16 protein-coding genes are annotated in these 18,036 nt (G+C 45.9%); 5 read left to right on the forward strand and 11 right to left on the reverse strand.

Translation table 11 applies throughout. From position 1 onward, the window contains the following. Positions 1-3 precede the first annotated feature (3 nt). Both ICN48_RS07540 and ICN48_RS07545 read right to left on the reverse strand, forming a co-directional pair. Positions 4-684 (reverse strand): outer membrane lipoprotein carrier protein LolA, encoded by a 681-nt coding sequence (locus ICN48_RS07540; RefSeq protein WP_216153097.1) that lies wholly within the window; start codon positions 682-684, stop codon positions 4-6. 9 nt (positions 685-693) lie between these two features. After that, positions 694-3,006, reverse strand: coding sequence for a DNA translocase FtsK (locus ICN48_RS07545; protein WP_216153098.1), 2,313 nt, complete (start codon positions 3,004-3,006; stop codon positions 694-696). Between the two features lie 39 nt (positions 3,007-3,045). Here ICN48_RS07545 and trxB point away from each other — a divergent pair, with 39 nt between their 5' ends. Continuing rightward, on the forward strand, positions 3,046-4,002 hold the full coding sequence (trxB, locus tag ICN48_RS07550; RefSeq protein WP_216153099.1) for a thioredoxin-disulfide reductase: 957 nt from the start codon (positions 3,046-3,048) through the stop codon (positions 4,000-4,002). A gap of 41 nt (positions 4,003-4,043) precedes the next feature. On the opposite strand, the gene ICN48_RS07555 is transcribed toward trxB, so the two are convergent. Beyond that, on the reverse strand, positions 4,044-4,301 hold the full coding sequence (locus tag ICN48_RS07555) for a hypothetical protein (RefSeq protein WP_216153100.1): 258 nt from the start codon (positions 4,299-4,301) through the stop codon (positions 4,044-4,046). Positions 4,302-4,415: 114 nt separating this feature from the next. Then, complete coding sequence (locus ICN48_RS07560; RefSeq protein WP_216153101.1) at positions 4,416-6,476, reverse strand: sodium-translocating pyrophosphatase; 2,061 nt, start codon at positions 6,474-6,476, stop codon at positions 4,416-4,418. 194 nt (positions 6,477-6,670) lie between these two features. Between ICN48_RS07560 and ppa the strand changes: the two genes are divergently transcribed. The 3 genes from ppa to glnK all read left to right on the forward strand — a co-directional run bounded on the left by ppa (position 6,671) and on the right by glnK (position 9,285). Then, positions 6,671-7,207 carry an inorganic diphosphatase gene (gene ppa, locus ICN48_RS07565; RefSeq protein ID WP_216153102.1) on the forward strand — a complete coding sequence of 179 codons (537 nt, stop codon included), beginning with the start codon at positions 6,671-6,673 and terminating at the stop codon, positions 7,205-7,207. A gap of 47 nt (positions 7,208-7,254) precedes the next feature. After that, complete coding sequence (locus ICN48_RS07570; RefSeq protein WP_216153103.1) at positions 7,255-8,874, forward strand: NAD+ synthase; 1,620 nt, start codon at positions 7,255-7,257, stop codon at positions 8,872-8,874. A 72-nt stretch (positions 8,875-8,946) separates the two neighbouring features. Then, a complete protein-coding gene (gene glnK / locus ICN48_RS07575; protein ID WP_216153104.1) occupies positions 8,947-9,285 on the forward strand; it encodes a P-II family nitrogen regulator in 339 nt (112 codons plus the stop codon). A 60-nt stretch (positions 9,286-9,345) separates the two neighbouring features. On the opposite strand, the gene ICN48_RS07580 is transcribed toward glnK, so the two are convergent. Next, positions 9,346-10,347, reverse strand: a complete 1,002-nt coding sequence (locus tag ICN48_RS07580) for a RodZ family helix-turn-helix domain-containing protein (protein WP_216153105.1) — start codon at positions 10,345-10,347, stop codon at positions 9,346-9,348. A 109-nt stretch (positions 10,348-10,456) separates the two neighbouring features. After that, positions 10,457-11,086, reverse strand: a complete 630-nt coding sequence (locus tag ICN48_RS07585; RefSeq protein ID WP_216153106.1) for a response regulator transcription factor — start codon at positions 11,084-11,086, stop codon at positions 10,457-10,459. Between the two features lie 228 nt (positions 11,087-11,314). Here ICN48_RS07585 and ilvD point away from each other — a divergent pair, with 228 nt between their 5' ends. Then, complete coding sequence (ilvD, locus tag ICN48_RS07590; RefSeq protein WP_216153107.1) at positions 11,315-13,006, forward strand: dihydroxy-acid dehydratase; 1,692 nt, start codon at positions 11,315-11,317, stop codon at positions 13,004-13,006. A gap of 84 nt (positions 13,007-13,090) precedes the next feature. Here ilvD and ICN48_RS07595 read toward each other — a convergent pair whose 3' ends face one another. The 5 genes from ICN48_RS07595 to ICN48_RS07615 form a co-directional block, all read right to left on the reverse strand. Then, complete coding sequence (locus ICN48_RS07595; RefSeq protein WP_216153108.1) at positions 13,091-13,570, reverse strand: copper chaperone PCu(A)C; 480 nt, start codon at positions 13,568-13,570, stop codon at positions 13,091-13,093. A 39-nt stretch (positions 13,571-13,609) separates the two neighbouring features. After that, on the reverse strand, positions 13,610-14,086 hold the full coding sequence (locus ICN48_RS07600) for a TlpA disulfide reductase family protein (protein ID WP_216153109.1): 477 nt from the start codon (positions 14,084-14,086) through the stop codon (positions 13,610-13,612). After that, on the reverse strand, positions 14,083-15,330 hold the full coding sequence (locus tag ICN48_RS07605) for a sialidase family protein (protein ID WP_216153110.1): 1,248 nt from the start codon (positions 15,328-15,330) through the stop codon (positions 14,083-14,085). The genes ICN48_RS07600 and ICN48_RS07605 overlap by 4 nt, the downstream gene beginning before the upstream one ends. A gap of 2 nt (positions 15,331-15,332) precedes the next feature. After that, positions 15,333-17,525, reverse strand: coding sequence for a TonB-dependent receptor (locus ICN48_RS07610; RefSeq protein ID WP_216153111.1), 2,193 nt, complete (start codon positions 17,523-17,525; stop codon positions 15,333-15,335). A gap of 79 nt (positions 17,526-17,604) precedes the next feature. Further along, positions 17,605-17,976: a DUF2946 domain-containing protein gene (locus tag ICN48_RS07615; protein WP_216153112.1), complete on the reverse strand. Its 372-nt coding sequence runs from the start codon at positions 17,974-17,976 to the stop codon at positions 17,605-17,607. Positions 17,977-18,036: the final 60 nt, after the last annotated feature.

Below are 18,036 nucleotides of genomic sequence, written 5' to 3' on the forward strand. Positions count from 1 at the left end.
GCTCTAGTTTAAGCGCAAGACTTCTGCCCCTGCTGGTGGAGTAAAGGTAAAGCGATTGGCTGGCAGGTTCACATTGAGCTGAATCTTATCCAGAGTCACTAGAACTACGCTACCCAGTCCATCAGTTAATTCAAGCGCCTTAGGCAAGCCATTAGCCATACCAATAGAGATCTTTGTATAAGGAAGATCATTTTTATTCTTGGCGTTGGGATCTTTTTTAGGAGTCAAGGCAACCCACTTCATCCCTAGACGCTCTTCACCTTCAATTAAGTCAAAGTGCTGATCCAAGGAGTTTTCACCAAAGAGAATCGCTGCAGGCGTAGACGCCAATGCCTGTCCTGCCGGACGAAAAGTCGCTTGATTTAAGTCCTTGTCCCACAAGATCAGTTGCTTGCCGTCAGCAATTAATTTTTGCTCATAGGGCTTTTGGGTATCCCAGATAAAACGACCTGGACGCTGAAAGACAAAATGGCCCTGAGTTTGACGGAGGACTTTCAAACCCTTGTCTTGTGATTCGTTCGCCTTAGGAGCGCGCAGCTGTTGTTGCACAAAGTCGCCTTCAGCAGTTTTGGAGTTACGGACAAACTGACGTAACTGCTCTGAACCACTTTCGCTTTGGGAATGGGCTGCATTTGAAAACAGAATGACTGTTCCTAGAAATAAAGCGGAAAAGAATCTTTGCAAAATGAAGCCTTACTCTGAAGGACGATGAAGGATCTCGCGATTGCCACCATTACCCATCTTGGATACGAGACCTGCTTTTTCCATATCCTCAAGCAGGCGCGCTGCACGGTTGTAACCAATGCGCAAATGGCGCTGCACCAATGAGATAGATGGGCGTTTGTTTTCCAGAACAATGGCAACAGCTTGATCGTAAAGCGGATCGGCTTCGCCACCACCCTCGCCAGTCAATGCATCCACATTGGATTCATCTGCGCCTTCAAGCACGCCATCGATGTAATTGGCTTCGCCCTTCTCTTTAAGCCACTCTACAACACGGTGAACTTCATCATCAGATACAAATGCGCCGTGCACACGAACTGGTAAGCCAGTACCTGGCGCCATGTAAAGCATGTCACCCATACCAAGTAATGCTTCTGCACCCTGCTGATCCAAAATCGTACGGCTGTCGATCTTGCTACTAACTTGGAATGAGATGCGAGTTGGTACGTTAGCTTTAATCAAGCCAGTAATAACATCGACGCTTGGACGCTGTGTTGCCAATACCAGATGGATACCTGCTGCACGCGCTTTTTGCGCAATACGCGCAATCAACTCTTCGATCTTCTTGCCAGAGACCATCATTAAGTCAGCCAACTCATCGATCACGATGACGATCACTGGCGCTTTATAAATTGGCTCTGGATCATCTGGAGTTAAGCTAAATGGATTGGTAAGCTTCTCACCTTTTTCTTCTGCCTCGAGAATCTTTTTATTAAAGCCAGCTAGATTACGCACACCAAACTTACTCATCAGTTTGTAGCGACGTTCCATCTCATTCACGGCCCAATTGAGGGCGTTATAAGCCTGCTTCATATCGGTTACTACCGGGCATAACAAATGCGGAATCTTGTCGTACATTGCCATCTCTAGCATCTTCGGATCAATCATGATCAAACGCACTTCATCTGGCTTTGCCTTAAAGAGTATAGACAAAATCATGGCATTAATACCAACCGACTTACCGGCACCGGTAGTACCCGCAACCAAGCAGTGCGGCATCTTCGCCAAGTCAGCCACCATTGGGCTACCAGAGATGTCTTTACCCAAAGCGAGAGTCAGCAATGAGTGGTTGTCGTTGTAGACCTGTGAAGTCAGAATCTCTGACAAGTAAACAGATTGACGAGTTGGATTTGGTAATTCCAAAGCCATACAGGTTTTGCCAGGAATCGTTTCTACAACACGCATACTCACTACGCCAAGCGAGCGGGCTAAGTCGCGTGACAGATTAACAATCTGGCTACCCTTCACACCAATCGCTGGATCAATCTCGTAGCGAGTCACTACTGGGCCAGGATAGGCGGCAATTACTTTCACTTGGACATTAAACTCGGCTAACTTACGCTCAATTAAGCGTGAAGTAAATTCTAGAACGTCAGCAGAGATGGTTTCTTTTGCTTCAGGCACTGGATCAAGTAATGCCAGTGGAGGCAATTCAGAATCAGGAATATCCACAAACAAGGGTTGTTGTTTCTCTCGCTCCACACGAGCACTCTTTGGAATCTCAATAGGAGCACGCACGATTTGTACTGGAGCGGCCACTTCAACGCGCCCACGGAACTCTTCCACAAACTCTTCTCGCTCTTCCGCAGCAGCTTCACCCAACTTGCGATCCTCTTCACTGTCGCGACGCTCCCGAATGCGGTGATAGGTAACCTCCAGAAAGCGCCCTACTTTTTCAGCTACATCTAACCAAGAGAAATGGAGAAATAGAGATAAACCTGCACAGAGGCCAAATAGTAGAACTAAGGTTGCACCCGTAAACCCGAGAGACATTTGCAGGGGATCTCCAATCAACTCGCCTAAAATGCCGCCAGGCGGTCTTGGAAGCTCCCAGGACAGGGAATGCATGCGGATAGACTCCAAGCCCATGCTGCAGACTAAAGTCAGGCCAAAGCCCAACCAACGCATCAATAGAGAATCTGGCTTGGCATCTGGATCGGGTGGCAATGGAATGCTCCAAAGCTCGCGCCAGCCATTGAGAACGCGGCGCCCAAAGAGAGCGACCCACCAAAAGGCCGAAATGCCAAAGATATAGAGCATTAAATCGGCTAAATAGGCCCCAAAACGACCTCCCAAGTTCTTAGGGGTCTCAAAACTGGCATGCGACCAGGCTGGATCTGCCTTGGAATACGTGAGCAAAATAGCAAATAAACCCAGGCAAAGGCCTAAAGAGATGAACCAACGGGCCTCTAATAAAAGGCGGGGCATCCTGCCCTGACCGCCATTCTCTGGGGGCTGAGGGCTCAAAGGAGCCTTGGACTTCGGGTATGCGGTTCTTGCCATGTTCTACCGATTGTAATCAAGCAAACCTATAATTTGAATATGACTACAAATACCCCAAAACACTCCAAAGTTCTCATCCTCGGATCTGGCCCTGCTGGCTACACAGCGGCTGTCTATGCCGCCCGCGCCAATTTAAACCCCACCCTCATTACTGGCCTGGCTCAAGGCGGTCAATTAATGACCACCACAGACGTGGAAAACTGGCCTGCGGATGCAGATGGCGTTCAAGGCCCGGAACTCATGGAGCGTTTTTTAAAGCACGCCGAACGCTTTAATACTGAAATCATTTTTGATCACATTCATACGGCAGCACTCACAGAAAAACCCATTCGCCTGGTTGGTGATTCTGGAGTCTATACCTGCGATGCTTTGATTATTTCCACTGGCGCTTCAGCACAATACATTGGCTTACCTAGTGAAGAAGCATTTATGGGTCGAGGTGTTTCAGGTTGCGCAACTTGTGATGGCTTCTTCTATCGCAATCAAGATGTGTGCGTAGTCGGAGGTGGTAACACTGCAGTTGAAGAAGCGCTCTACCTCACTGGCATTGCTAAAAAAGTCACAGTGATTCATCGTCGCGATAAATTCCGCGCTGAGCCAATCTTGAATGATCGCCTCATGGCAAAAGTTGCTGAAGGCAAAGTGGAACTGAAACTGAACTCCACTCTCGACGAAGTTCTGGGCGATGAAAAAGGCGTTACTGGTGTACGCATTAAGAAGCAAGACGGCAGCACTGAAGATCTTGCTGTAACCGGCGCCTTTATTGCCATTGGCCATAAACCGAATACCGAACTCTTTGTTGGTCAGCTCGATATGAACAATGGCTACATCAAGACCCATTCAGGCCTTGAAGGCAATGCCACTGCTACTAATATCCCTGGCGTGTTTGCTGCTGGCGATGTGCAAGACCATATTTACCGTCAAGCGATTACCAGTGCTGGAACAGGCTGTATGGCTGCATTAGATGCGCAGCGTTACTTAGAAACCTTGGAATAAGAATCTAAGTAACTGAGCAATAATAAAAACACCTAGCTTTGCTAGGTGTTTTTATTTAGGGCATCTAATTTCGCCTGATCATCATCTTCTTTTTTATGCAACCCAACTTCAATATCAGTAGTTGCATCAAGAGCATCTTTATTTACAAAGCCTTTGGGAAATGTCTCCGGATTATTAGGATCCACAGGTATCTTAATCGTAATTTCTCCTTCTGGACATATACTTTGATCGCCAAAAAAATCTTCAGATACATTCGAGTCATTGAGAAAAAATGAGGTCCACAAATTCCTCTTAGTCATAGAGCCCCTTTATAAATAAAATAGTAGTATTGCATTTAATAATTACCCAAATAATTTGTGGACAAAAAAACGCCTAGCATTGCTAGGCGTTTTTGTTTGTTGCACTTGTATTGCTTAACGTGAGACTACTGGCAAGAGTGGCACGATGAGCAATGCCACGATGTTAATGATCTTGATGAGTGGATTAACAGCAGGGCCCGCGGTATCTTTGTAAGGGTCGCCTACGGTATCGCCAGTCACTGCAGCCTTGTGAGCTTCAGAACCTTTGCCGCCGAAGTTGCCTTCTTCGATATATTTCTTGGCGTTATCCCAAGCACCGCCACCAGTACACATCGAGATCGCTACAAACAAGCCAGTCACGATAGTTCCCATGAGTAAGCCACCCAATGCAGCAGGTCCTAATAAGAGACCAACGACAACTGGGGCAACTACTGGCAAGAGGGAAGGAACGATCATCTCTTTAATAGCAGCTGAGGTGAGCATATCTACCGCTTTGCCGTACTCAGGCTTGGCAGTACCTTCCATAATTCCAGGGATATCACGGAACTGACGACGCACTTCTTCAACCACAGCGCCAGCACAACGACCAACTGCTTCCATCGCCATCGCACCGAACAAGTAAGGAATCATGCCGCCAATAAACAGACCAATGATCACCATGTGGTTAGACAAGTCAAAAGACACTTGTTGGCCCATACCCTCTAAAGCATGGGTGTAGTCAGCAAAGAGGACGAGCGATGCCAAACCAGCTGAACCAATCGCATAGCCTTTGGTAACCGCTTTAGTGGTATTACCAACCGCATCCAATGGATCGGTAATGTCGCGCACAGATTGTGGCAAGCCTGCCATCTCTGCAATACCACCAGCGTTATCCGTAATTGGGCCGTAGGCATCAAGCGCAACCACAATACCTGCCATGGACAACATAGCTGTTGCTGCAATCGCAATGCCGTACAAACCGGCTAACCAATATGCGGCAAAAATCGCTGCGCATACAAACAGAACTGGATAAGCAGTTGACTTCATCGAGATACCTAAACCAGCGATGATGTTGGTGCCATGTCCTTTGGTAGAAGCTTCAGCAATATGTTGAACTGGCTTGAACTGGGTACCGGTGTAGTATTCGGTAATCCATACCAAGCCTGCTGTAAGCAACAAGCCCACTACAGTTGAACCAAACAAACGCCATTGGCTTCCGGGGATGCCTAATGCATCGTCTGGCATGATGAAGTTGGTTACGAAGTAGAAAGCGATCAGCGACAAGCCACCAGCAATGATCAAGCCTTTATACAAAGCTGGCATGACGTTTCTCATGCCAGGCGTGGCTTTTACAAATGAGCAACCAATGATGGAAGCAATAATGGAAACACCGCCAAGTACTAATGGATAAATAATTGCCGCGACTGGCGCGCCAGACACCATGAGGGAACCCAAGACCATGGTTGCAATCAAAGTCACCGCATAAGTTTCAAATAAATCAGCAGCCATACCTGCGCAGTCACCGACGTTGTCACCAACATTGTCAGCAATCACTGCAGGATTGCGTGGATCATCCTCTGGAATACCTGCTTCAACCTTACCAACTAAGTCAGCGCCAACGTCTGCACCCTTAGTAAAGATGCCACCACCTAAACGGGCAAAGATCGAAATCAGAGAAGAGCCGAATGCCAAACCAATCAATAGATGCAATACAGAAGAAAGGTCTTGCCCTGCACCAATCGACACGAGGAACATGAAGAACAAGCCAACACCCAATAGACCAAGGCCAACTACCAACATGCCGGTAATAGCGCCACCTTTAAATGCCACATTGAGCGCTTCATTCATACCCTTAGTAGCAGCTTCTGCAGTACGCACGTTTGCGCGTACAGAAACATTCATGCCAATAAAGCCACAAGCACCGGAAAGTACCGCACCGACGACAAAGCCAATCGCTGTTGCAAAATCAAGAAAGAGCGCCATCAGAATGGTTAAAACCACCCCAACTATGGCAATCGTTTTATATTGACGTGACAAATACGCTGCCGCGCCCTGCTGAATCGCCTCAGCAATTTCTTGCATCTTGGCGTTTCCTGTACTTTGCTTCAAAATCCAGCCGCGCATCACAAAACCGTAAATCACGGCTATGACACCGCACGCCAAGGCAAAATACAAGCCTAAAGTGACATTACTCATGCTTTAACTCCCTAAAGTTAATCATTTGTTAATCATTTGTTAATCTTTATTGTTCTGTATAACTTGCACTTAGGTAGACCTGGTTCCCGAAAGCTTTAAACTAAGGTCTTTAAGCTGTACCAGTATGTAGCAGAATCACCCCTGCGCCCCCTTGATAGGATCAGGGTATTTACTAATCATTATTCGGAGTATTTATGAGTCTCGAAAAGGTCAAGCCAGGTAAAAAGATCCCTGAAAGCTTCAACGTCATTATTGAAATCCCAATGAACGCTGATCCAGTGAAGTACGAGGTGGATAAAGAGTCTGGCGCAATTTTCGTTGACCGATTTATGGGCACTGCAATGCACTACCCATGCAACTACGGCTATATCAACAAAACCATCGCCGGTGATGGTGACCCTGTTGACGTACTCGTCATTACCCCGTTCCCACTCATTCCAGGTGTAGTTGTTTCTTGCCGCGCAATTGGCGTATTGCAAATGGAAGATGAAGGTGGTGAAGATGCCAAATTATTGGCCGTCCCAGAAGACAAAATTTTGCCAATCTATACACACTGGCAAAAACCAGAAGACATGAACCCACTTCGCTTAAATCAAATCCAACACTTCTTCGAACACTATAAAGATCTCGAAGCAGGAAAATGGGTAAAAGTGAGAGGTTGGGGTGGCGTTGCAGATGCTCATAAGGAAATTCTTGAGGGTATCGATCGTTACAACAAAGAGCACGGTTAATTTAGTATTTATTTAAATAGTTATTAGTAAAGGCTTTGTGAGTCGGAGTGAGTGCACAGAAAATTGCTTTAGCCCAAATCAACCCTTTACTGGGTGATTTGGCTGGCAACGCGCAACTCATTCACAAAGCCGCTCTAGACGCCTACTATCAGGGCGCCAAACTCGTAGTCACCCCTGAGCTTTCGCTTACGGGCTATCCCCCAGAAGACTTATTGCTCCGCCCTGCTTTCATTGAGGCGGCGCAATTACAGCTCGAGCTCTTAATGAAAGAGTTAGCTCAGCACTCAGATCTGACCGTCATCGTTGGTCACCCCAAACAGACATCTGCAGGTTTGCAAAACTACGCATCCGTCTTAAGAAGCGGCAAAGTGATCGTAGGCTATGCCAAACAAGAATTACCCAATCACGAAGTATTTGATGAGGTCCGCTACTTCGTTCCCGGCAATCAAGCTTGCGTATTTGAATGCGAAGGTATTCATTACGGCTTGATCTTATGTGAAGATGCCTGGCATGCAGGTCCCGCTAAACAGGCGCATGCTGCTGGAGCGCAGGTATTACTAGTTCCGAATGCATCGCCTTATCACCTCAAGAAAGAGGCGCTTCGTATTGAAGTATTGCGTGGGCATATTGCGCAAACCAATATGCCGCTGGTTTACGTTAATGCAGTTGGCGGTCAAGATGAATTGGTATTTGATGGCGGCTCATTTGCGCTAAATAGTCGTGGCGAGGTTGTCATGGCAATGCCACAGTTTGAAACAGGCTTAGGTCTTGTTGCAGTCTCTCCTTCTGGTGAACTAGAAAAAGGTTTAATTACTCCACCCCAATCAGTAGAAGCGCAAGCCTATCAAGCGCTTGTCTTAGGCGTACGTGACTATGTCACCAAAAATCGCTTCCCCGGCGTGATTATTGGCCTATCTGGCGGCGTAGATTCAGCCCTGGTCCTTGCTATTGCTGTGGATGCCCTCGGCGCCGACAAAGTGCGTACAGTCATGATGGCTTCACGCTACACCGCCGATATCTCGTGGATCGATGCTCGTGAGATGGCTCAAAACCTGGGCGTCCAATACGATGAGATTCCGATTAGCGGACCAGTAGATGCTTTAGAGGCATCGCTAGCCGAGCAATTCAAAGGCCTCAATGTTGATGCTACTGAAGAAAATATTCAGGCGCGCGTACGTGGAACACTGCTGATGGCTCTTTCTAATAAAACGGGTCGACTGGTTTTAACCACTGGTAATAAGAGTGAAATGGCTGTCGGTTATTGCACTCTATATGGCGACATGGCCGGTGGCTTTGCCGTCATTAAAGATATTGCCAAAACTTTGGTGTATCGCTTATGTGCTTACCGCAATAGTATTGGCGCCGTTATTCCTGAGCGAATCTTGACTCGCGCCCCTTCCGCCGAATTACGTCCCGATCAAAAAGACCAAGATAGTCTTCCTTCCTACGAAGTATTGGACGGGATTGTTGAGCGCTACATGGAGCAAAATCAATCGATTACCCAGATCATTGCCGCTGGCTTTGATCCTGAAAGCGTTGAGAAGGTGACCCGCTTAATTAAGCTTAATGAATACAAGCGTCGTCAAGCACCTCCAGGAGTCCGTGTGACTACGCGCGCCTTTGGGAGGGATTGGCGCTACCCAATCACATCGCAATTTAGAGCCTAGACACCCAAAAACTGCCGGCTTTTTGGCAAGTCATTCAAGTTCTAGGTATGATTGCTCCAATAGGGGGAATAAATGAAATTAATTACATCCATCATTAAGCCATTCAAGCTCGACGAAGTCCGTGAAGCATTAGCGGAAGTAGGTGTTACAGGTCTAACCGTTACTGAAGTGAAGGGTTTTGGTCGTCAAAAGGGTCATACCGAACTCTATCGTGGCGCTGAATACGTAGTCGATTTTTTACCTAAGGTGAAAGTAGAAGCCGTGGTTGCGGATGACCGCGTTGAAGCCGCTATCGAAGCGATAACGAAAGCTGCACGTACTGGCAAGATTGGTGACGGCAAAATTTTTGTTACTGCAGTAGAGCAAGTGATTCGTATTCGTACCGGTGAAACTGATAACGCAGCAGTGTAAGAGTAGGCTTAACGTAGCAAACAAATGCAGCGGCTTGACGAGCCGCTGTTTTTATTTGGATTAACGCAACTGAGAATCTGAAGTTGTTGATGGAGCTACTGGCTGAATGATTTCAGCTGGCTCCAAAATAATTGTCTTACCAGTCGTATTGCCGATACGCACCTTTGCACCCTGGTAGTACAAATCCACCTGATTTAAGCCGCCAGTAAGAACCTTTAACGGAGGCTTACCGAAAACACTCACACCAACACCAGGTTCCAAAGCTTTATTCTGGGTCTTGCCAGTAGCATCGACTACGCAAACTGTTTGTTCAGTCTTTGATTGTAGGTAAACCATATCGCCGGCCTTTTTAGGCGCCTCAGGCTTGTAATTGATGACTGAGACATCTATAGGCGGGCATTCAGCTGGAACGGTGGCAGAAACAATTTCTGGGGCTACCGCTGGTACTGGCCTTGCATCTGCTATGGGTTCTGCCGGCGCAGGCTCTGGCGCCGCCTCTTGAATAATGACTACCTCTTCTTTAACTGGCTCCGGAAAAAATAGAGGCTGCAAGTTCACCGCAGCAAAAATAAGCGCTGCGCCAATTGCTAATAGTAGGAAGAGTTTCTTTTTGGGGTCGGCTGAAGATTTTGACTTAACTCTGTAGTCAAGAGCACTTTCAGATATTGTGCTTGCGCTGACCTTTTCGGGTTTTGGGTCGAGGGCTTTTGCCTGTTCTGTTTCTTTTGCTTTTTCAGGCTTTGGTTTTTTCTCTACCGCAGAGGCATTTGTCCCCTCCTGCAATTTCTCTTCGACTTCTGTTGCTCTTACAGATTGTGGAAAATCACCAAAATCAAATGCTTCTTCTGGAGTGAGCTTTAGTAGGCCAGCTACTTTTTTTGCTGCGGTAAATTTAACTTGATCACCATAGAAACTACTGCTTTCGCCATTTTCAATCTGCTCTATTTGACGAACAGACAGGCAAGCCATCCCCGATAGATCTTTCGTGCTTAATCCTAGACTTTCTCTAGCCCTGGTAAATACCTCTTTACGAATCTCGGGAAGTTTGGCTTTAATTACCACTGCAGATTTGTCTCACTATTTGTTAATCGTATAACTCTAATGCATTGCTCAATTTAATGCTTTTTAAGATATTAGTACTTTTATACCAATGAATAAATTAGCTCTGAGACTAGCTAGTCAAGGGGTGACTCTCTAAATCAGACTCTAAGTATTTCTTTACTAAATTTTGCACTGAATCTGCGTGCATTTTTTCCATCACTCTGGCTTTATGAACCTTAATCGTGGCATCCGTAGTTCCTAGCTTTAGAGCGATATCTTTGTTTAAAAGTCCTTTAACCAGCCATCCACAGACTTCATGCTCTCTCGGGGTTAAGCTCTCGTAACCTTTTTTAGCTTCAATATCCAAAGAAATGCGCTTCAGTTGGCGGCCATCAAACTCAATCGCATCTGCAACTGCCTTTAAGAGCTCTTCCAAATTAAATGGCTTAAATAAGAAATCCAACGCCCCCTTCTTCAGGCCCTGAACGATTTGGTGGGGATGACTTTGGCCGCTGACAAACACAATAGGCGTCTTGCGACCAAACTTTTGCAGCATTTCTTGCAAATCTAGCCCACTCATATCTGGCATTTGCATGTCTAACAGAATGACGGCAGGTGAGACTGGAACGGATTTTTCCAAGAAAACAGTAGCAGATGCATAGTCATCTACGATATATCCCAGTTCACGCAACATTCTGGATAGAGAAATGCGCATTGACTCGTCATCATCAATTAGGTAAATATGGCCGACTTTAGTCATTGATTTCAAAGGAAAAGTGATCGATAACTTAATGTACTGCAGCATCTTTTACTAAGCTATTAGCTGTTTAGCTAATATTAGGTCTAAATCAATGATTTCATTGATATCTTTATATTGCATTGCAACATAAAGATCAGTCAAGGAAGGCTACTGCAACTTAGTCACCCTTGAGCTCATCTCACGGCACAATAGAGTCTTTCGACACAAACCTTTTCTGGAGTAATAAGCATGAAACGCCTTAATGAACGCTCGCGCATGGTCACCGAAGGGGTTGCTCGCGCACCTAATCGTTCGATGTATTACGCCATGGGTTACGAAGAAAAGGATTTCGTAAAACCAATGGTTGGTGTTGCGAATGGTCACTCCACTATTACTCCATGCAACAGTGGTTTACAAAAATTAGCTGATGCCGCTGTTAATGCTTTAGAAGCGGCTGGTGCAAAAGCGCAAGTATTTGGTACGCCAACAGTTTCTGATGGTATCGGCATGGGTACCGAGGGTATGAAATATTCCCTTGTCTCACGCGAAGTGATTGCCGACAGTATTGAGGTTTGTGTAAATGGTCTTTGGCAAGATGGCGTTGTCGTCATTGGTGGTTGCGATAAAAATATGCCAGGTGGCATGATGGCCTTAGCGCGTACCAATGTACCGGGCATCTATGTCTATGGCGGTACGATCAAGCCAGGTCATTACAAGGGTAAAGAACTCAATATTGTTTCTGCATTTGAAGCGGTTGGTGAGTTTACTTCTGGTCGATTAAGTGAAGAAGACTTAAAGGGTGTTGAACAGCATGCCTGCCCTGGTAGCGGCTCTTGTGGCGGCATGTACACAGCAAATACCATGAGCTCTTCGTTTGAGGCTTTAGGCATGAGCTTGCCCTACTCTTCTACTATGGCCAATGTTGATGAAGAGAAAGTAGTGAGCGCCGCTGAATCAGCGCGCGTCCTGGTAGAGGCTGTCAAGAATAACCTTCGTCCACGCGACATCATTACCAAAAAATCCATTGAGAATGCTGTCAGCGTAATCATGGCAGTTGGTGGATCAACCAATGCGGTATTGCATTTCTTGGCTATTACCAGCGCAGCTGAAATCGATTGGACAATTGATGACTTTGAGCGTATTCGCAAACGCGTTCCAGTGATCGTTGATATGAAACCATCTGGTACTTATCTTGCAACTGACCTGCATCAAGCTGGTGGCATTCCACAAGTAATGAAGATTTTGCTCGATGGTGGCTTGCTTCATGGCGATTGCATGACCATCACTGGTAAAATGATTGCTGAAGTCTTAAAGGATGTTCCATCTGTACCACGCGCTGATCAAAAAGTGATTCGCACTTTAGACAATCCTTTATACAAACAAGGTCACCTAGCCATTCTCAAAGGCAATATCTCCCCTGAGGGTTGCGTTGCTAAGATCACTGGTCTCAAGAATCCATCAATTACAGGCCCAGCGCGTGTATTTGATTCAGAAGATGATGCAATGGCAGCGATTATGGCTCAGAAAATCAAGGATGGCGACATTGTTGTGATTCGTTATGAAGGCCCTAAAGGCGGTCCTGGTATGCGTGAAATGCTTGCCCCCACCTCTGCCCTTGTTGGTCAAGGCCTAGGTGAATCAGTAGGCCTGATTACCGATGGTCGCTTCTCTGGTGGCACTTGGGGCATGGTTGTCGGTCACGTAGCTCCTGAAGCTTATGTAGGCGGTACGATTGCCCTCATTCATGAAGGGGACTCGGTAACCATTGATGCCCATCAACTACTGATTCAATTGAACGTTGATGAAGCAGAAATTGCGAAACGTCGCGCAGCTTGGGTACAACCTAAGCCGCGTTATACCCGCGGATTGCTTGCTAAATATGCAAGTCTTGCAAGCAGTGCGAGCAAAGGAGCGGTAACGGATTTAGATTTAAAAATCTAATTGAGTTAATCGTTCTTGCTAAAAAGCCCCTAAGTAAAACTAGGGGCTTTTTTATTACTTCAGCATTACCGCTCAATTAATGCCTTAGTGCTTCATTACGCCTGGGTTGCCCATCGCGTTTACAGGCATCTTCACTTCCACTTCACCGGCTTTAGCAAACTTCAATTTCACTGGCACAGTCTCACCTGCTGTTAAAGGCGCTTTAATATTTATAAACATGAGATGTAAACCGCCTGGCTTTAACTCAACAGCGCTGCCCGCCGGCAAAGGAATATCTTTAACTTGGCGCATCTTCATCACATTGCCATCCATGGCCATTTCATGCAATTGCACTTCGCCGGCAACTGATGAGCTTGCTGAAACGAGTTGATCGGCTGCCCCTTTGTTTTCAATCTTCATAAAGCCGCCGGCTACCTGCTGGCCAGGAACTGTAGCACGGGTATAGGCATCTTCAATCTTGATAGCGTTAGTAGTGACAGTTTTGGAAACGTTTTGTGCCCATGCCGATCCTACTAAAGCCATTCCTGTAACAGTACATATTGTTAATAATAATTTTGTCTTCATATTTCTATTCTCCCGGTAATTGAAAAGCGATTCATTTAATTATGGCTTAACTATCAAAGCTTTTTGTAATTGCTGAAAGTCTACTAAGCCTGTTTTTCTGGTAGCTTTGCCATTTTTATCAATCACTATGGTTGTAGGTGTTTCGCCATGCCATTTAGGATCGATTTCATAGCGCAGGCGCTCATCAAAAGGCGCTGCGACATAATAATTATTGGCCTTATCTAGATTTGCTTTGCTCAACATTTTTTTCATCGACTCAATTGAGACATCATCAACCTGAATAAAAACTACTTTAGCACTTGGATTGTTTCTGATAAAAAGACCCCACTGCGGCATCTCTTTAACGCAGGATGGGCAAGTCACGCCCCAAAAGTTGATTGCTAGCGGTCCGCCGTTGGCTGCTTTGATGATCGATTTCCAATCTCCAGTCTGATACTGCTTCAGAGAAATTGGATCTGCAAAGGCAAACCCAGTCACTGATAAGGCGAGTATAAAAAAGAGCCAATATCTTTTCATTGCTTTTGTCCAATATTAATTAACTGGTATCCATCATGACGCGTAAGCCAAGATAAAAATACATTGTTCCGTTGGGCTAGCAATAATGGATGGTCGCTGTACCCTGCTGTGCTGGATAGTATTTTAGGAGTTGCCCAAGTTTTTCCATCATCGCTAGATTCTTTTAAATATACGGAAGATTGCACGCCATCAAATTCTTTCCATACCAACCAAACTTGCTGGCCCAATGCCAATAGATATGGCCTGGATACATTGGCACTTTCAGAGCCTACGCGACTAGGCTTAGTATAGCTAGCCCCTTGGTTGCTAGAGTTTGCATAAAATACTCCAGAGCGCTTACTGCCTTGGGTATACCAAGCTACATGGTATGTGCCGGCGTTTGATACTGCTATGGATGGTCCATGATGTGGGCAAGCATCAGTTTTCCAGTTGTCATCAGCCACCTTACGGATTGGTCCAGCACCTGAAGCTAAAATCACTTGGCTAGCTTGATCCCGAATACCTCCGGGAAATATTGCCCTGTACGCTAACACAGGATTATCTTTCGGATCAAGGCTACCGCCGATGCGACAGCACTCACAACTACTCTCATTTGCAAAGCGTTCTGCCTGAAAGCTTTTGCCACCATCCTGAGAAAAAGAATAAGCAATTGAGCCGCCAAGACGATTTTGTCCACCCTGCTTGGCAGCAGAAACTAAACGCTTATCGATCCAAGAGATAAAAATATCGCCATCTGGCTTTATCAGAACCGATGGAAAACGCTGACTGGATCTGTCACTGACCAAGGGCTCTGGTTTAGTGAATGTCTTAGCCCCATCAGTCGATCTAGCAGTATTAATTTGAGCATTCCAACTAGTATCTTTGAAAAAAGCATATGCCAAAAAGATATTACCTTGTTTATCAGCAACAATTTGCGGACGTGCATCAGCGCCAGCGTCTAATGATTTACCATGCTCAGCAATTTTGACTGCTGGTGAAAATGTTTTTCCCAAATCAGAAGACTGCGCAACAGCAACTACCCCACTTGCCGTCCATGCTAACAAGAGTTTTCCATCCTGCGTAAAAAATGGGGTTGCAGCATTGGCGCACTCCAAACCAGCGCCCTGACAGGCATTACTAGGCTTTGCACTAACCATAGAAGAATGATCCATTTGCATTTGTGCCTGCGCAGGAAGGCTCAGCACTCCCGAAAGAAGCGTTCCGAGCAATAAGAATCGATTAAGAGAGGATGGGGTCGGATTCATGATTAGAAGATGATACGTGCACCGACAGTAATGCTCTGTGGTTGCCCAGCGATATAACTCCCTTGACTAGTTCCCGTACCGTAAGTGATGTAGCTTCGATTGAACATATTAATCACACTGGCAAATACTGAGGCTTCTGGCGTTAATTGATGGTTCACCTTTAAACCAACAACTGCATAGGAAGGAACTGGTAAGGTGTGTGCGCCATCCAACCAAGAATTACCAATATAACGAATATTGGCTGTCAGACTGGTCTTTGGAAGCGGCATATAGGTCACTCCTGCATAACCCATGTTTTGTGGCACACCACCAACCTGAGATCCGATTGGATTTAAGGATGCATTAACCCCCGAACCAATCCAAGTAAGGATGGTGTTCGTATGGGTGTATGTGCCATCAACAGCCCACTGAGCATTGAGATCATGATGTGCCTGCACCTCAAGTCCACGACTTTGAAGATTCTGATTATTGCCATACAAACTATATGTTTGGCCATTAGCTCCGGTACAAACTGAGATTGGACAACCTGCAGCAGCAGCTTGCACCTGAGAAACATTGGGTGCATAAACTGCGTTTTTTACATTCGCATTAAAGCCAGTAATCTGAACAAAGCCCGCATTCCAACGATAGTCGGTTCCTAGTTCATAGCCAGTCATGTTCTCGGGGCTCAGCAAAGGATTGGCCAGGCTAACGCTCGTTGAATTCCCATAAGTACGAAGCGTATTGTTCAAACCAGGTGCATGGAAGCCCTGATAGGCCGCACCCCTAAAATCCCATTCCTTAGTAGCCTGCAATAACAAGCCCAGATTAGGGCTGAACTTATATGCAGTTTGATTAGGGACATTGGTGTAATTTTGAACACCATTTGCACCCGCGATCCAATAGGTTGGAGTCTGACTTTGCCATAGATCCTCTCGAAGCGAGAGTGTGGCTTGCAATGGGATGACATCTGTTTTAGCCTTCATTTGCGCCATCACACCATAAAATTGCTGCTGACCTTTTGCGTAATCAGAAGAGGTAACCACCCCATTTGCATATCCAGCAGCAGAGCTAAAGGTATTCGTTAAATTCTGAGCAGCCACCTGTCTTCCATCAATGCTTACCACCACCTGATTGATGGTTTGATCCTTTAAGTCATGGGTATATTGCGCAGATGCCCCTAGCGTTGAATAAGGATCGTTATAGTTGGCACTTATATAAGCTGGGGTTGCACCGCTATTGCTGACATTTTGCTGCCAAAGAGTGGTGTTTTCATAAAACGCATTTACCTGAACCTTTTGCGCTGCGCTCAAACGCGTAGTTGCTCCTCCAGAAAAAGTAGTTTCTTGAGTTGTCTTGGTAGCAAAGTTATATCCACCAGTTGGTAGATTTTGCATATTGTGGGAACCAAGATTAAAAAATGCATCCGCATCAGAACTTAATTTCAAGGCTCCTTGAAGTCGGTAATTTGTACTGTTAGCGCTTTCAGGACCCATCCCAGGCAATAGTGGTGCAGACTGCCCTACTTTATTCTTTACTGGGTAGACTGTTGCCGGAGAGATAGTGGGCTGGTTAATATAACCATCCGTATTAAAGTAGTCCGCAGATACTCGCAGCTTTAATACGTCATTTACTGCCACTTCTTTTGAAGCGGCCACATTGCTTGTATTGTATGAACCATAACTGGCAGACACTTCGCCTTTGTTATCGTTAATGGGCTTGGTAGTGATGTTGATTAAACCACCCATGCCATAGTTGCCATAAAGATTGGAGACGCCACCGCGAACCAGCTCTACATCCTGCACTGCTGAGAGCGGGACCAGATTCCATTGAATAGTTCCATACATAGCGTCGTTTGCAGGCAGTCCATCGATCAATGCCAGAGTCCGCGCAGCACCAAGACCACGGACATTCAAACTCTGACCGGTGGGGTCCTTTTCATAATACGGTTGATCATTTAAAAATACACTTGCTTGATTCTTTAAGACCTGGTCAACCGTCATTTCCGGGGCGTTTTGAATATCTTCATTCGTCAAAATAGAAGTATTTTGAGTCATGTCCTTTAACTCAGTACCAGAGCGAGTAGCGCTCACAACCACATCACCTATTTTTTGACCGTAGTCGGGTGGCTGCGCAATTTGTGCTTGCGCGTTGATTAGTACCGACCCAAATAGCACGCCCACGCATGCGCTGATTTTCTTTTGCTCAAACAACATTTACTACTCCACTGATTACTATGACAACGTAATATTTTTTCGTTGCCCACTACATAGCTAGGCTATGCCCTAATATTGATTAGGCTAGTGCTGGTGGAGCTGCTGAAGGTGGAGTTACCCAAACAACAAGTGGCTTGGGTGATTGATAGAAAAGCTGAGGCAGCAGAGCTAAAGTCTGCGGAGCTTCAAATCTGAGATTAGTATTGAATGCCGGAGTGATAACACTCTGCGCTACACAATACGGGCAAGGCTTCATTTGGTTGGCAACATCTTGACCGTCATCTTGAATATCGATTTGCATCTTGCTGCCATCGACAGAACAAATCTCCATTGCAAAACCTTCGCCATGCTTGGCCACTGAAACCGCTTGAGATGCAGCCGGCGCAAGCGCGCTCATTGCGATTGCCAAGGCAGCAATCCAGTGAACGAAGCGGTTTTTGGAGGCATTCATGATTGGGAGATTTTATCTGATTTTCAGCAATAAAAAAAGGGGTCCGAAGACCCCTTTGAT

Source organism: Polynucleobacter sp. JS-Safj-400b-B2, assembly GCF_018881975.1.
GTDB lineage: Bacteria > Pseudomonadota > Gammaproteobacteria > Burkholderiales > Burkholderiaceae > Polynucleobacter.

Coding starts and splice junctions, on each gene's coding strand:
- ICN48_RS07545 (WP_216153098.1), bottom strand. CDS start 3,006: ATGGCAAGAACCGCATACCCGAAGTCCAAGGCTCCTTTGAGCCCTCAG.
- trxB (WP_216153099.1), top strand. CDS start 3,046: ATGACTACAAATACCCCAAAACACTCCAAAGTTCTCATCCTCGGATCT.
- ICN48_RS07555 (WP_216153100.1), bottom strand. CDS start 4,301: ATGACTAAGAGGAATTTGTGGACCTCATTTTTTCTCAATGACTCGAAT.
- ICN48_RS07560 (WP_216153101.1), bottom strand. CDS start 6,476: ATGAGTAATGTCACTTTAGGCTTGTATTTTGCCTTGGCGTGCGGTGTC.
- ppa (WP_216153102.1), top strand. CDS start 6,671: ATGAGTCTCGAAAAGGTCAAGCCAGGTAAAAAGATCCCTGAAAGCTTC.
- glnK (WP_216153104.1), top strand. CDS start 8,947: ATGAAATTAATTACATCCATCATTAAGCCATTCAAGCTCGACGAAGTC.
- ICN48_RS07585 (WP_216153106.1), bottom strand. CDS start 11,086: ATGACTAAAGTCGGCCATATTTACCTAATTGATGATGACGAGTCAATG.
- ilvD (WP_216153107.1), top strand. CDS start 11,315: ATGAAACGCCTTAATGAACGCTCGCGCATGGTCACCGAAGGGGTTGCT.
- ICN48_RS07595 (WP_216153108.1), bottom strand. CDS start 13,570: ATGAAGACAAAATTATTATTAACAATATGTACTGTTACAGGAATGGCT.
- ICN48_RS07600 (WP_216153109.1), bottom strand. CDS start 14,086: ATGAAAAGATATTGGCTCTTTTTTATACTCGCCTTATCAGTGACTGGG.
- ICN48_RS07605 (WP_216153110.1), bottom strand. CDS start 15,330: ATGAATCCGACCCCATCCTCTCTTAATCGATTCTTATTGCTCGGAACG.
- ICN48_RS07610 (WP_216153111.1), bottom strand. CDS start 17,525: ATGTTGTTTGAGCAAAAGAAAATCAGCGCATGCGTGGGCGTGCTATTT.
- ICN48_RS07615 (WP_216153112.1), bottom strand. CDS start 17,976: ATGAATGCCTCCAAAAACCGCTTCGTTCACTGGATTGCTGCCTTGGCA.